The 14,404-nt window shown below is 37.2% G+C and carries 18 protein-coding genes; 11 read left to right on the top strand and 7 right to left on the bottom strand.

What is annotated here, in order from left to right; all coding sequences use genetic code 11:
- Positions 1 to 262: 262 nt before the first annotated feature.
- The 3 genes from AAA923_RS06910 to AAA923_RS06900 are packed head-to-tail and all read right to left on the bottom strand — an operon-like array spanning position 263 to position 2,184.
- Entirely contained in the window at positions 263 to 877 is a 615-nt protein-coding gene (locus AAA923_RS06910; RefSeq protein ID WP_338215782.1) for an SLAP domain-containing protein, read from the bottom strand.
- A gap of 12 nt (positions 878 to 889) precedes the next feature.
- Complete coding sequence (locus tag AAA923_RS06905) at positions 890 to 1,300, bottom strand: nucleoside 2-deoxyribosyltransferase (RefSeq protein WP_338215781.1); 411 nt, start codon at positions 1,298 to 1,300, stop codon at positions 890 to 892.
- Entirely contained in the window at positions 1,297 to 2,184 is an 888-nt protein-coding gene (locus tag AAA923_RS06900; RefSeq protein WP_338215779.1) for a LysR family transcriptional regulator, read from the bottom strand. Before AAA923_RS06900 ends, AAA923_RS06905 begins: the two co-directional genes overlap by 4 nt.
- A gap of 109 nt (positions 2,185 to 2,293) precedes the next feature.
- On the opposite strand from AAA923_RS06900, the gene AAA923_RS06895 reads away from it, so the two are divergent.
- From AAA923_RS06895 to AAA923_RS06885, 3 genes are read left to right on the top strand one after another with little or no spacing between them, the layout of a single operon-like run.
- A complete protein-coding gene (locus AAA923_RS06895) occupies positions 2,294 to 2,830 on the top strand; it encodes a DapH/DapD/GlmU-related protein (RefSeq protein ID WP_338215777.1) in 537 nt (178 codons plus the stop codon).
- 4 nt (positions 2,831 to 2,834) lie between these two features.
- Positions 2,835 to 3,584, top strand: coding sequence for an SDR family oxidoreductase (locus tag AAA923_RS06890; protein WP_338215775.1), 750 nt, complete (start codon positions 2,835 to 2,837; stop codon positions 3,582 to 3,584).
- A gap of 24 nt (positions 3,585 to 3,608) precedes the next feature.
- A complete protein-coding gene (locus tag AAA923_RS06885; RefSeq protein ID WP_338215773.1) occupies positions 3,609 to 4,475 on the top strand; it encodes an aldo/keto reductase in 867 nt (288 codons plus the stop codon).
- Positions 4,476 to 4,755: 280 nt separating this feature from the next.
- Here AAA923_RS06885 and AAA923_RS06880 read toward each other — a convergent pair whose 3' ends face one another.
- The gene (locus AAA923_RS06880) at positions 4,756 to 5,619 is read right to left on the bottom strand and encodes an SDR family oxidoreductase (protein ID WP_338215771.1); all 864 of its coding nucleotides are present in this window, start codon (positions 5,617 to 5,619) and stop codon (positions 4,756 to 4,758) included.
- A gap of 140 nt (positions 5,620 to 5,759) precedes the next feature.
- Between AAA923_RS06880 and AAA923_RS06875 the strand changes: the two genes are divergently transcribed.
- On the top strand, positions 5,760 to 6,509 hold the full coding sequence (locus tag AAA923_RS06875; RefSeq protein WP_338215770.1) for an alpha/beta hydrolase: 750 nt from the start codon (positions 5,760 to 5,762) through the stop codon (positions 6,507 to 6,509).
- Between the two features lie 47 nt (positions 6,510 to 6,556).
- Here AAA923_RS06875 and AAA923_RS06870 read toward each other — a convergent pair whose 3' ends face one another.
- Positions 6,557 to 7,015: a nitroreductase family protein gene (locus tag AAA923_RS06870; protein ID WP_338215769.1), complete on the bottom strand. Its 459-nt coding sequence runs from the start codon at positions 7,013 to 7,015 to the stop codon at positions 6,557 to 6,559.
- A 67-nt stretch (positions 7,016 to 7,082) separates the two neighbouring features.
- A complete protein-coding gene (locus AAA923_RS06865) occupies positions 7,083 to 8,003 on the bottom strand; it encodes a helix-turn-helix transcriptional regulator (RefSeq protein WP_338215767.1) in 921 nt (306 codons plus the stop codon).
- Positions 8,004 to 8,094: 91 nt separating this feature from the next.
- On the opposite strand from AAA923_RS06865, the gene AAA923_RS06860 reads away from it, so the two are divergent.
- The 7 genes from AAA923_RS06860 to AAA923_RS06830 all read left to right on the top strand — a co-directional run bounded on the left by AAA923_RS06860 (position 8,095) and on the right by AAA923_RS06830 (position 12,959).
- Positions 8,095 to 8,697 carry an FMN-dependent NADH-azoreductase gene (locus AAA923_RS06860; protein ID WP_338215765.1) on the top strand — a complete coding sequence of 201 codons (603 nt, stop codon included), beginning with the start codon at positions 8,095 to 8,097 and terminating at the stop codon, positions 8,695 to 8,697.
- A 71-nt stretch (positions 8,698 to 8,768) separates the two neighbouring features.
- Positions 8,769 to 9,002 (top strand): cytochrome b5 domain-containing protein, encoded by a 234-nt coding sequence (locus AAA923_RS06855; RefSeq protein ID WP_041500243.1) that lies wholly within the window; start codon positions 8,769 to 8,771, stop codon positions 9,000 to 9,002.
- 311 nt (positions 9,003 to 9,313) lie between these two features.
- The gene (locus tag AAA923_RS06850) at positions 9,314 to 10,351 is read left to right on the top strand and encodes a zinc-dependent alcohol dehydrogenase family protein (RefSeq protein WP_338215762.1); all 1,038 of its coding nucleotides are present in this window, start codon (positions 9,314 to 9,316) and stop codon (positions 10,349 to 10,351) included.
- Positions 10,352 to 10,363: 12 nt separating this feature from the next.
- Complete coding sequence (locus AAA923_RS06845; RefSeq protein WP_338215760.1) at positions 10,364 to 10,960, top strand: NAD(P)H-binding protein; 597 nt, start codon at positions 10,364 to 10,366, stop codon at positions 10,958 to 10,960.
- 137 nt (positions 10,961 to 11,097) lie between these two features.
- Positions 11,098 to 11,976, top strand: a complete 879-nt coding sequence (locus AAA923_RS06840) for a LysR family transcriptional regulator (RefSeq protein ID WP_338215758.1) — start codon at positions 11,098 to 11,100, stop codon at positions 11,974 to 11,976.
- 97 nt (positions 11,977 to 12,073) lie between these two features.
- Positions 12,074 to 12,445: a nuclear transport factor 2 family protein gene (locus tag AAA923_RS06835; protein ID WP_338215756.1), complete on the top strand. Its 372-nt coding sequence runs from the start codon at positions 12,074 to 12,076 to the stop codon at positions 12,443 to 12,445.
- Positions 12,446 to 12,464: 19 nt separating this feature from the next.
- The gene (locus AAA923_RS06830) at positions 12,465 to 12,959 is read left to right on the top strand and encodes a GNAT family N-acetyltransferase (RefSeq protein ID WP_338215754.1); all 495 of its coding nucleotides are present in this window, start codon (positions 12,465 to 12,467) and stop codon (positions 12,957 to 12,959) included.
- Positions 12,960 to 13,032: 73 nt separating this feature from the next.
- On the opposite strand, the gene AAA923_RS06825 is transcribed toward AAA923_RS06830, so the two are convergent.
- Positions 13,033 to 14,223 (bottom strand): ATP-binding protein, encoded by a 1,191-nt coding sequence (locus AAA923_RS06825; RefSeq protein WP_338215752.1) that lies wholly within the window; start codon positions 14,221 to 14,223, stop codon positions 13,033 to 13,035.
- Between the last annotated feature and the right edge of the window lie 181 nt (positions 14,224 to 14,404).

The following is a 14,404-nucleotide window of genomic DNA, read 5'->3' as shown; positions in this document are numbered from 1 at the left end:
AGGATGAGAATATTTGCCTGCTATGCGGACCGGCCCGAGCCACAGCTCGGTCTCGAACCTCGGTTTGAAGGCTTACCACAGACCGGTAAGTCTCCAAACACGCCTGGTGGTGTAAGAGCTGAAGCTCTTACACCACACCCACAGTGGGTAAATATTCTCAGCCCTTCCGATTAATCAAATTTTTTAAATAGTTAATCATATGTATTAAGTAAAATATAATTAAAATTTCTACCTATATAATATATGAGCGAGTAGGTAAAATTTAGAAATTGAACCAACTATCAATGCTGGTATAGTTATACGCACTTTGTGGATCGCGGAAAGGTTGATAAAAGAACCCTACATCATATGTTGGAGTTGGTAATATTTGATTGAATACCATATGAACAGCCGGGACATATGTATTCCTAGCTACTTCAACATATATTTCACCGAAAGTATTAACAAGACATTGACCAATACGCCATCTTGAACCTTCAGGTAAACGAGGTGTGGGAGATATACCGCCAAGGTTTTTATCAATGGTCACAGTACCATCATGAAAGCGGGATCGTACGGTACCAATTAAAGGTTGTTGAACGGGATTCTGAATATCAGACAGAGTAGAGTCCTCGTATGATAAATATTCATTGGTAGCAACTTGGTAGTAATAATAATCATTGATAGTGATAATCTTACCAACAGCCCATTCTGTATTTGGACTTAACGCACGGTCAGTAATTTTCGTACCATCAGAAGTATAAAGCCAAGCTGGTCCTCTTCTGGTGGTAGTTGTAGCAATTTTTGCAGCCTTAACATCAGTTTGAGTAGTTAATAATCCCCCAATTGTAGCCATGGTTAAAAATGCAATTAACGATACTAATTTAGAATGTTTCATCTGTGGTTCCCCCTATAATTTGAGTGTTTTTTTTAAAATCTCGATTGCTTCAGCGACTGTCGAATATTCAAAAATTTTCTTAAAATAATCAGTCCCATTGATCATTGCCGACAACTGACCGTTCTTAGAATTATGTAGGATAATGACGGGTTTGTGCAACTTCTCCGCGTAGGCAAGTTCGTAACCGACGCCCAAGCTAGGATTGGAAGTCTCGGCAACCACTAGGTCAGCTTCTTTTAACCAAGCAATGTCACGATTTCTTATATATGAATCGTCTTGCTTTTGACCGACAACTGAAAGGGATGGGTCGCCAATGTGTTCCGTCAAAACTTGATTATCTTGTTTGAGAAAATCAATCAGTTGTTTGTAAATTTTAACATCGTCACGTCCGCCCCGGATTGAGGCTGAGAAGTATATTTTCATTTTGATTGTTCTCCAATTTTTTCTTTGAGAGTCTTTAAAAATAATTTATCCACATCGGGTAAAGTTCTCTTTTTACTCCAAATCAAAGTATTCGGGTCGGTTAATTCAGGGGATAGTGGGCGAAAGGTTAAGTCACTGTCAGATGAAACGTCTACCAAATCATCATATGTCAGTGCCATGCAGGCGCCAGTTTTGACCAACAAACTAGCATTGAAAATTAAATTATAAGTTCCCACAAAGTTGAATTGATCGAATAATCCCTGACTCCAATTTTTGAAATCACGGTGCTGCTTAATTTGATGGGAAACTAATAGCGGACGTCCAATCAGATCACTTGGTTGGATGTATTTTTTTGTCGTCAATTGTTCATCCTTGCGCATCAAAATACCCCAACGGTTTTTCATCGGCAGTTCCAAAGTGTTGTAATTACCAAACTCGTGATGTCCCATGATAATACCAAATTCCAGAACACCGCTGTCGAGTGCAGATTCAATAACGGTGTAATCACCACTATTAAAGTTGATGTGAACTTCTGGATATTTGCGAATGATGTCGTGAACGGTATCCATAACACCTTGAACAGCAATACTTTCACCAGCTCCGATATCCAAAGTTCCACTGACAACATCTTGCTTTTGTAAGTTATAGGTAGTTTTATCGACTAAATCCACGATTTCTTGGGCACGTTCCAAAAGATAATAACCGTCTTGGGTCAGTTGAATCTGTCGTTTGCCACGAATGAATAATTGCGTTCCAAGATTAGTTTCCAAATCAGCGATTTGTCGTGATAATGCCGGTTGTGAAATATGCAATAGGCGGGCAGCTCGAGAAATATTTTGTTCTTGTGCGATGGCAATAAAGTAGCGTAAGACTCTAATATCCATTGATATACTCCTATTATAATAAAAAGGTATAGTTATTGATTCATGATAAGTATTTAACATTATAATAATCTCTTTGTATACTGAATTCAATCAGAGAGAGGTACTTAAAATGAAATCAGAAATGGATGTAGGGACTGAAGCCTACGAACAAATCGAAAAGGTCAATCGTCGCAACCAAATGTTAGTGCAACAGTTGAACGATTCGCCACATACGAAAGCGGAGACTCGCGACCTTGTCAGCCAAATTACCAATGAAAAAATTGATGAGACTACTGAAATTAGATTGCCATTTTATACCGACTTTGGGCAAAACCTACATATTGGTAAAAATGTTTATATCAGCAATTGTTCAATGTTCGTTGATCTCGGTGGAATTTATATTGGCGACAACGTTTTGATAGGACCTAATGTCACAATCACATCGGTTAATCATCGTAATAATCCTGCCGATAGACGTCATTTGAGCTTTAAATCAGTTTACATTCACGATAATGCTTGGTTGGGTGCGAATGTTACTGTCACACCAGGAACAATTATCGGTGAAAATGCCATCGTTGCTGCAGGTGCAGTTGTGACAAAAAATGTCCCTGCCAATACTATAGTTGGTGGCGTACCGGCCCGCATCATTAAAACAATTAAGGAGTAATTTTATGAGTTTAAAAGATAAAGTAGTTGTAATCATGGGAGCCTCAAGTGGTATCGGTGCTGCTACTGCCAATTTATTAGCTGGTAAAGGTGCTAAGTTAGGTATTGCAGCTCGTAGATTGGATCGTTTGGAAGAAATTAAAAAGCAGAACTCAGATGCTGAAATCAAAACTTTTAAAGCTGACGTAACCAAGGCTGAAGAAGTTGAAAAGGTAATTGCTGACACGGTTGCAGAGTACGGTCGAGTTGATGTGTTATTCAACAATGCCGGAATTATGCCAGTCAATAATTTAGACCAATTAGCTCACGACGAATGGCAAAATATGTTAGATATTAACGTTAAAGGTGTTTTGAATGGTATCGCTGCAGCCTTACCAGTTATGAAGAAACAAAAGAGTGGTCATATTATTACAACGTCCTCAGTTTTAGGCTATGAAGTTTTACCGGGCTATGTTGCTTATTCAGGAACTAAATATGCGGTTCGTGCAATTATGGAAGGTTTACGTCAAGAAGAGCACGCAAACAATATCAAGACGACCATCATTGCCCCCGGATCAGTTAGAACAGAATTATTCAATTCAATCAATAATAAAGAAGTTCGTGAGGGACTTGAGTCGGCCATGAAACAGCCCGGTTCTGAGATGATGGCTTTACAACCAGAAGAAATCGCTCAAGCAGTTGCTTTTGCCATTGATACACCAGCAAATATGGCTGTCAACGAGATGGTAATTCGCCCAACTGGACAAGAAGTTTAAAATAAAAAATTAGGAGAAAATTATATGTCAATTTTTGATGAAACAATCACTTTAAATAATGGAGTAAAGATTCCTAAGTTAGCTTTAGGTGTCTGGGAAATCCCTGATGATCAAGTTGCTGATGCAGTTAAGAGTGCACTTGATATTGGCTACCGTCGTATCGATACAGCCCAAGCTTATGGTAACGAACATGGTGTCGGCGAAGGAGTTTTGAATAGTAATGTCAGTCGTGACCAGATTTTTGTGAATTCAAAAGTCGCCGCTGAAATTAAGAATTATGACGAAGCTAAACAATCAATTGATGAAACTTTGAACAAGATGGGCTTGGATTATTTGGATATGATGATTATTCACAATCCTCAACCATGGGCTGAAGTTAACCAAGGCAATGACCGTCACTTTGAAGGAAATTTGGAAACATGGCGTGCAATGGAAGATGCTGTTAAAGCTGGTAAGTTGAAGACTATCGGTGTTTCAAGTTTTAACAAGGAAGATTTAGACAACTTGATTAAAAATAGCGATACTAAGCCTGCCGTTAACCAAGTTCAGATTCATATCGGCGATACACCAATGGATATTATCAAGTATTCACAAGCTAACGATATTGCTGTTGAAGCATTCTCACCAGTTGCTCACGGTGCTGCAATGAATGATGACAGGATTAAAAAGATGGCTGAAAAGTATCATGTCAGTGTGCCACAATTGTGCATCCGTTATGATTGGCAATTGAACGTTATTGTTTTGCCTAAGTCAGCCAACCCTGATCATATGAAGTCTAATGCCGAAATTGATTTTGAAATTTCAGCTGAAGATATGAATACTTTGATGAAGATTGACCAAATGAATTATGGTGCAGCTAGCGCTTATCCAGTATTTGGTGGAAAGCTATAAAATAGGGGCCGTCTCCGGGTTACAGTGATGAATTCTGCTATGAGACCGGTGCGAGCCAAGGTCTCGCGCCTCGATTTTGAGCTTTGCCAAGACCGCAAATCTCAAAATACGTCAGTTGTGTAAGAACGGAAAACCACCGTTCTAACGCAACTTTCATTGCGGAATTCATCACTGTAACCCTCCGACTAGTTAATCTGTGTCAAATGGTGTTATTGATCAAAATAAATATATATTAATAGTAGAAAAAAGGAGAAGACGTTTTAGTTTTCTCCTTTTTGCGTTATTTAAAATCGTCTTGATAATCATAAATGTAATTCTGAATTGTTCTTGGTGCGTGGCCTAATACTTTGGCTGCTGTATCCGTAACTTCTTTGGCATTGCCGAGTTGTGTTATCAAGTAAAGCATGACCATTACGTTGACGAAATCTTTTTTGATACCGCGTTTTAACATTACTTTGCGAAACTTTAATAGGCTAGGTTTGCTGTAAGTTATTTGGGTTCCCAGAATCTTAGTCATAATCTTGGCGATTTCTTGATATGACAATGCCGATGGACCAGTGATATTTAGTTTTTGATTGAGATATTTTTCGTCCGTTAGGACAATGCCAGCGACTTCACCAATATCACGTGTGTCGATGAAACTTGTTCTGGCATTGCCAGCGGGGATAAACAAATCATGATTCTTTTGAATATCCTCACGGTGTGTTGTATTGAGGTTTTGCATGAAGAAACTTGGTCGTATGAAAGTATATGGAATCTTCAAGTCGAGAATCATTTGTTCAATTTTATGATGTGGAGTCATGGGATTCTTTTCGACACCAATCAAAGATACGAAAACGATTTGTTTGATTTGTTTTTGCTTGGCAAAGGTTAGAAATGGCAACATATCTTGTTTGGGCTTTGCCAGCTGTGGAGGGCGAACGAAGAATACTTTATTTACGCCGTCAAAAGCAGATTCAAAAGTCGATGGATCTAGGAAGTCGAAATGCTTAATTTCTACATTATTCAATCCCTCAAATTTTGCCTGAGCTTTTTGTAAATTGTGTGTTCCAGCTACAGCTTGAACGTTTTGTTGATTTAAATATTTAATTAGTGGATAACCGATATTACCTGTACCACCGATTACTAAAATTTTATCTGCCATAATTTATGCTCCAATCTATCTAGCTTTATTATATTCAATTTGAAGACCGAATTTAAAAAGTTTAGAATTTTCCAACAAACAAGACTAAAATAATCATAATTTGTTAGAAACATAACTTATTAGAAGAAGGATGATAAAAAATGGATGTCGAAATAAAACGTGATGGCTTAACTTTGCGAGGGGAGTTTCATAAACCAGCTACAGATAAATTCAATCTAGTGATTCTGATGCACGGATTTACTTCCAATCGCGGAGTTGACCCAGATCAGTTGTTGTATCAATTGGCAAAACGCTTTGAGGAAAAAGGTTTGGCAACGTTACGCTTTGATTTTAATGGTCACGGTCAATCAGATGGGAAATTTGTCGACATGACAGTTCTGAATGAAATTGGCGATGCTAAAGCTATCTTGGACTATGCTAGACAAATCGAAGGTGTCGAAAAAATTTATTTATTAGGTCACTCACAAGGTGGGGTTGTTGCCAGTATGATTGCTGGTTATTATCCTGAAAAGATTGCTAAGTTGGCTTTGCTAGCTCCTGCTGCAACTTTGAAAGATGATGCTTTGAAGGGTGATACACAAGGGTTCACTTATGATCCACACAATATTCCTGATACATTGCCAATCAAGAAAGGCTTAACTTTAGGTGGCTTTTATCTCAGAACAGCTCAAACTTTGCCAATTTATGAAATTGCTAAAGAATATCATGGTCCCGTTTGTTTAGTCCACGGTATGAAAGATACAGTTGTTGATAAGATTGCCTCGACACGTTACGACGACGTTTATACCAACGATACTTTGCACTTGTTGGATGATGCAGACCATGGCTTCGGAATCGGAAACTCTCGAGCAGAAGCTTTGGATATTGCAACAAAGTTTTTTACTGAATAAGTATTAAAAAAACTAGGACTTCCCATGATGAGAAATCCTAGTTTTTATTATTTAACAATGTTTGTTTGAATCTTCTTTAGAGAAGTTTCACGTGGTGTGAAAGTCTCGTTTGTTTGTCCTAATGTCAAAGCAAACAGTGGTTTGAAACCATCAGGAATAACTCCAGCCGGAATTGAACCAAGACTTGCCATGTTGTAATTAGCGCCTAAACCTTGATTTTCTGCCTCAAGTTCCATGTTGTGAACGATTGTGCCGGCAGAATTTCCTTCCATTAAGCCGTTGTTTTGACCAGAGACGACAATGACGGTTGGAGCATCGTAAATACCATTCATTTGTGACAAAACTTCTGGTTTTTGAATAACTGTTAGACGATATTCATCGAATTTTGCCAAGCCAACGGATCCAGCATTAGCAGCCAACAAAATATTGTTCAATTGTTCGTCAGTAATTTGTCCAGAATATTCACGAACGGCCTTACGTGATTGAATCATTTCAAAAGTTTCCATTATATGAACCTCCAAAAATACGATTTAGTTTAATAATAAGCTTTTTTGTATCCGGTTGCACAAACATCTAGTATTGATTGATAATTTTTTGCAATTCATTAACATACGCTTGTTTTAGTTCAGCAGGATAATTTATTTTGACATTTTTTCCAAGTGTAATCAGGTATTCGACCATATAGTTAAATTCGGCTCGATTGTAGCCGCCGTACATTAGAATATTACCGTTGGAAGTTTTTAAATGCATGTTTGGATAGTTATTCTTCTGAAATAATTCTTGTCCCAACGGTGTTAACTCGCATTCGAAAGGGATGTTATGATAGTTATTTTCGTAATTTTGTTGGAATTGTTTCAGTTTCAGACGTGAATAAGTATCCGTAATTTTACGATTGATTTGGCAACTTTCGATGCGGTCACAACGGTAAGTTCCCCATTTTTTTGTATTTATATCGAGAGCATCACAGAACCAAATTCCGTTGCGGTAGAGCAAATTAAAAACTTGAAGCTGCTTGTTTCGATGATAAGTTACATCGATAACTTTTTCGTCGACTATTGATTGTAAAATAATGTTCAAAAAATTGGGTGTAGTAATAGAAGGAACGCGATAATAGTTAACACCATCCTGCAATTTGGCGACATATTCTTGCTGGGATTTGGGTAAGGTTGCTAATAATTTGTCATAAATATGTTGATAATTCTTCTCAAAGGGAGTGGCTGATAATAAGGTCAAAGCTTTGATAGCAAAGAAAATAGCACTGACTTCCTCAAGATTGAAGATAACAGGAACGAGCAGTTCTTTTTTGATGAGGTGATATCCGCCATGACGACCATTCTCGACATAAAAAGATAGTCCCATGGCCTCCAATTCAGTTATATCGCGCAGAACAGTCCGTTTAGAAATATTGAATTCGGAAATTAAGTCGTTGATTTGAAAGAAATTTTTATTGCTGAGAAAGATTAATTCTTGATTTAGTCGTTCAGCTTTGTTCATTTTTATATCTCCTTTTTTTCATAAAAGGTGCCATGCATTGTCACCTTTAGATTGTAGTATATAAATATCGAGAAGGAAAGAAGACATAAATATGGAAACATTAATAATTAACGCTCAACCAGATTTTAGAAATGGTGATCACTACTCAATTAAGTTACAACAACGATTTTTAGAAAAATTTCGAGTTTCGTTTCCGCAACTAACGACGGATCAATTGTTGGGTATTTGGGAAAAGCAAGCTGCACACATAACCTTAAGTGCTGAAGAGAACAGGATTTTCCAAATTAATCAGAATTTGATTCAACAATTCAAATCGCATCACCGAATCGTTATTGTTTCACCACTCCACAACTTTAACGTGACTTCAAAAATGAAAGATTATATCGACAATATTTTGGTTGCTCACGAAACTTTTAAATATACCGCCGAAGGTTCAGTTGGCTTGATGACTGACAATTATAAAGTTATGTTGTTGCAGGCAAGCGGTTCGATTTATACCAACAATGATCGTTACACACCACTAGAATTTTCAAGAATGTATCTAAAAGGTATTTTTGAAGAATTAATGGGATTTGATAAATTTTCAATTGTCAGGATTGAAGGATTACAGACAAATGGTGTCGATATAAATCAGACAGTACAGCAAGGAATGGCAGAATTAGATACTGAGTTCACTAAATTCTATGAGAGCTAAAAATATCTTCATCCGCTGATAAATGTCATAATATTTGTAGATATTAATTTTTGAAAGTAGAGGTTGATTAGATGGCAGACAAACAATTTACACTTGAAGAATTAAAAAAATTTAACGGAGAAAATGGCAATCCAGCCTATGTGGCCATTGACGGGATTGTTTATGATATGACAGATGTTGAACCATGGAAAGGCGGAAAACACCATGGCAACGTTGCAGGCAATGATTTGTCAGAAGCAATTATGAAATCTCCACATAAACATTCAGTTATTGCTAAGTTGAATGAAGTTGGAAAATTAGTCTAAAAAGCGGAAGGAGTTGCCCTGTCGGAACTCGTTTTAGAGCCACTGAATATATAAGAATAATTTTAAAATAACCTCAAGTGATCATCAAAAAATCACTTGAGGTTATTAATTTGATTTCAAAAATTATTAGTAATACTTTATAAAAATCAGCAGGTGAATATTCTCTGTCCTGGAGACGGCCAAACATAAGTAAAACTTATCAATCACCCCAATATTTGAAATTGGTTCAACGAGAAAATGAATGTACTATATCACTTGTAAGTTAAATCAAAGAAATAATAAATAAATAAAATCCAAGGAGATATTTAAATATGAGAGCAGCAACTTTTGTAGAACCTGGAAAAATGGAAGTTAGGGAATACGCCAAACCAACTATTCAAAAGCCGACTGATGCGATTATCAAAATCGTGCGTGCTTGCGTCTGCGGATCAGATCTTTGGTGGTATCGAGGAATTGCTAAACGTGAATCTGGTTCAACCGTTGGTCACGAGGCAATTGGTATCGTTGAATCAGTTGGTTCTGATGTCAAAGATATTAAAGTTGGCGACTTCGTAATTGCACCTTTCACTCATGGTTGTGGTCACTGTGCGGCTTGTCTAGCAGGTTTTGATGGCGATTGTTTGAACAAAGAAGCTGGTGGCAATGGCGGTTATCAAGGTGAATATTTGAGATTCATTAACGCTAACTGGGCTTTAGTTAAGATTCCTGGTCAACCAGAAGATTATTCTGATGATATGCTCAAAAATTTCCTAGCTTTGGCTGATGTTATGGCAACTGGTTTTCATGCTGCTAGAAGTGCCGAAGTTAAGAAAGGTGACACAGTTGTAGTAATGGGCGATGGTGCTGTTGGTTTGAGCGGTGTACTTTCTGCTAAATTGCTTGGTGCTAAACGTATTATTGCCATGAGTCGTCACGAAGATAGACAGAAATTGGCTAAAGAATTTGGCGCAACAGATATCATTGCTGAACGTGGTGACGAAGCCGTTGAAAAAGTTATGGAATTAACTAAGACTGGTGCTGATGCCGTACTTGAATGTGTTGGAACTGAACAATCAGTCGACACAGCTGTTAAAGTTGGTCGTCCTGGAGCAATTGTTGGACGTGTCGGTGTACCACAAAAACCAGAAATGAATACGAATAATCTTTTTTGGAAGAATATCGGTCTACGTGGCGGAATTGTTTCAGTAACCACAGATGATAAAAATGTTTTGCTAGATGCCGTTTTGAATGGTGAAATCAATCCGGGTAAAGTTTTCACGCAACGTTTTGACCTTGACCATATCCAAGATGCCTATGAGGCAATGGATAAGAAAACAGCTATTAAATCACTATTAATTATTGATAAATAAGGAGAAATTAAAATGACAAATGTATTAATTATTGGAGCAACAGGAACAATTGGTGGAACAGTTCGCCAAACACTTTTGAATGAAACTGATGACAAGCTAACTTTATTTGCTAGAAGTGCCGGTCGTTTGAATGTCAGTGACCGTGAAACTGCAATGGCAGGAGACGTGACATCTGATTCCGACTTGGATAAAGCTATGGAAAATCAAGATGCAGTCTTTGTAGCCTTGAGTGGCCCATTAAATCGTTTTGCTGAAAAAATTGTGGCAGCTATGGATCGAAACAATGTTTCACGTCTATTGTTCATCACATCAATGGGAATTTATAATGAAATCCCTGCATCCGTTGGTAGTAACGGAAACTTGAGTAACAACGGTGTCCTTCGTCCTTATCGTGAAGCCGCCGATATTATCGAAAGTTCAGATTTGAACTACACTGTTATTCGTCCGGGTTGGTTTACAAATGGACCAGTTGACTATGAAATCACACGTAAAGGCGAACCATTTGGCGGACATGATGTTTCGGTTAAATCGATTGCTGACTTTGTGAAGAATGCGATTGCTGATGACAGTTATTATTCACATGATAGCGTTGGATTAAATAGTAAATAACCTCTTCTGGGGTTATTTTTTTTGCTTTGGTTTTGCCACCGAAGGATTCGAGGTAGGACAGAGGAACTATATTGCTGACAACCGGAGGCGGCCCCAACTGGTATAATGGTAAAAAATACAAGTTTGAGGCGAAGTTTATGTTTCAACAGATGCAATACTTTATCGCAATCGTTAAGAACCACAGTTTTACGCAGGCCGCGGTTGAATGCAATATTTCCCAATCAGCAATTTCCCAACAAATGAAAGAATTAGAAAGCAATCTGGGCGTGAAACTCTTGGAACGTAAGGGTCGGAGTTTTGAGGTTACTGAAGCCGGACAATATTTTTATACTCATAGTCAGGATATTTTGACGAATGTTGATCAATTAGTTAAAAATACGGTGAAAATAGTCAAAAATGACGATGTGAATCTCAATGTCGGTTATTTGCGAAGTTTCGGGACGACAGAATTTCTTCAAACAGTTTCCAAATTCACTCAAGAATATCCTCAAGTTAAAATTCACATTACTAGTGGCAACCATGAAGAACTCTATGAATTATTGCGGACGGGCAAGATTGATTTGAATTTTTCTGATCAAAGGCGGGCGTTGTCGAATGAATATCAGAATGAATTTTTGACATCAAGTGAATTTATGGTGGCCGTCAGTCGTTCTTTGCCAGTCAGCACTGAAAAAATTGATATTGCTGAATTGGCTGATATTCCTTGTATCTTAATTTCCGACAGTGATGATCCAACTGCTGATGAGTCGTATTATCGCGATATTCTCGGGGTTAAGGGTGAGTTTGTCATTGCTAAAAATTATGATGAGGCACAAATATTAGTTGCTTCTAGTCAAGGTTATTTAATTATTAATTCCCGAATGCAAAACCAGTTAAATCAGGATATTGTTAAAGTTATTAAATTAATTAAAGGCAAGCAGAGTTTGGTTCAGAATTACTATGCTTACTGGCAAGCTGATAACTCAGGCTTTTATATCGAAAGCTTTGCCGACTTGTTGAAAGAAAGCTTTGCATAAGGATAGCTTATGAATGCTATTTGGAATTGAAATAGCTCTATGGCGGTCTTCACGGTATCATTATGTTTGTAGATAAAAGCAGAAAGCGTGATAAATAATGACTGATCAAGAAGCAATTATTCAATTATATCGAGACGAAAACAAGTCTATGGTCGAAAAAGACCTTTCTAAATTAGATAAAATTTTAAGCTCATCAATGAAATTAACTCATATGACAGGCTATGTGCAGCCAAAATTGGAATGGATCGACCAGATTCAAAATGACGAAATGCAATATCTTTCTTCCAAAGAAGAAGCAATTAAGAACATTGAAATTACCGGTAACAAGGCTAGTTTTATCGGTCAAAATCGTGTTCAAGCTAAGATTTGGGGTGGCGGAGCTAATACGTGGTCGCTACAAATGAAAATGTATTTCGAAAAGAAGAATGGTCAATGGATTATTGCCAATCAAGTTGCCAGCACTTACTAAAAGTAACGGAGTAACAATAATGGAAATTACGAATGTAAAGATGGAAGATTTACCGGAAATTTTACGCATCGAAAACTTAGGATTTACCCCTGAAGAAGCTGGAACTGAGGAGCAGTATCGTGACCGCATCAACAAGTTATCAGATACTTTCTTAGTTGCTAAAATAGATGGTAAAGTGGTGGGATTCGTCGTAGGACCAGCCACTAAAGAAGTCTATGTGGAAGACTGGATGTACGAAAAAACTCCAGATAACCTTGCGACAGGTGGACATCAGATTGTCTTCACAATTGCAGTGGATCCAGAATATCGTGGCAATAGTATAGGAAGTAAATTGTTAAGTGTCTTGGAAAAGAATGCTCGAATTGCTAAAAGGGAAAGTATTTCCTTAACTAGCTTGAAACACAATGTACCATTTTATTTGAAAAATGGTTTTGAAAATGAGGGTGTGGCAGATTCAGAGCACGCTGATGAAGTTTGGTATAACTTGGTTAAGAAGTTAGATTGTAATTTATAATTTCTAATATAAAAGAGAGATTAATCGTTTTAGATTAGTCTCTCTTTTTGTGATGCTTATTTAAAACTTTAATTTATGATAATAACCAATCAATGATGTATTCTACAGAAATGCCATTAACGTGACCAACATCCATTCGATTGGCTGTTAGGACGACTTTAGGAAAGTTATCAGGTAAAACAGCTAGGTTACTGATTTCACGGTTATTATCATCAGGTAGCTGCATAGTTACTTGGTAGTAACGGGTTTCGTTTCCTTTACGTGCGATAAAATCAATTTCTTTAGTATCATCTTTACCAACATCAACCTGATATCCGCGGCGTCGTAATTCTAGATAAACGATATTCTCCATTTGATGTCCAAAGTTGTCATGATAGTTGCGGTTTAATGTGGTGTTTCTTAAGCCTGTGTCGACAGCATAATATTTGGCAACAGTACGAAGATAAGCTTTGCCGCGTATATCATAGCGTTTGGCAGGGTAGAAGAGAAAGGCATTTTGTAGTAAATTGATATATCGAAGAACTGAAGTGGCATTAGCTGTTTTGAATCCTTCATTAGATAGAACGCCTGCAATCTTGTTTCCAGAGATTAAATTACCAATTTCACTTAGGAGATAATTTGAAATTTGGGTCAATTGGCCATCATCACGTATTTGAGCACGTTCAGTCACGTCCCAAAGCAAAATAGAGCTGTATATTCCATCCAAAATGCTCTGTTTTACCGAAGCATCATCAACTAAAGCTACAGCGGGAAATCCTCCTTCAGTTATATAGTCGTTAAAGTATCGTTCTGGTTGGTCTGTTATATCTCGAAATTGTAAATACTCTTTGAATGATAGTGGATAAATCGGAATTTCGACCATTCTACCTGTTAAAAGAGTAGCCAATTCGCCTGATAATAGGGATGCGTTTGATCCAGATACGTAAATATCTGCATCAAAGTCTACTCGAAAACTATTAATCACGTCTTCCCAGCCAGTAACTCTTTGAATCTCGTCAAAGAATAAATACATTTTCTTATCAGGAATTAGGGATTTCATAACGTAGTCATAGAGGGCGTTTTTAGATAAGAGATTCTGATATTTCATAGATTCAAAATTGATAAAGATAATCTGATCGTCAGGAATCCCTTGTTGACGCAATTCGTCTCGAAACATCCGAAGAATAAAGGTTTTTCCAGATCTTCGTACCCCAGTGATGACCTTAACAAATTCGGTGTTTTGAAATTTACGTAGCTTATTTAAATATAAATCACGAACAATCATTTTGAGCCCTCCTTTTTCTTCAATTATAATTGAAGAATTTCTTAATTTCCAGTTTTCTTCAATTATAATTGAAGAAACTTCTAAATTCCTGCTTTTATCAATTATAATTGATAAAAATCTAAGATAGTATTGAATTGGAAATCACATTACTTGGGACATAAGTTTATTTTTGATAAGCTAT

The sequence above is a fragment of the Companilactobacillus muriivasis genome, assembly GCF_036246245.1.
Classification (GTDB): domain Bacteria; phylum Bacillota; class Bacilli; order Lactobacillales; family Lactobacillaceae; genus Companilactobacillus; species Companilactobacillus muriivasis.
Note: the sequence above shows the minus strand (reverse complement) of the source record. Positions and strands in the feature narration are given on the sequence as shown.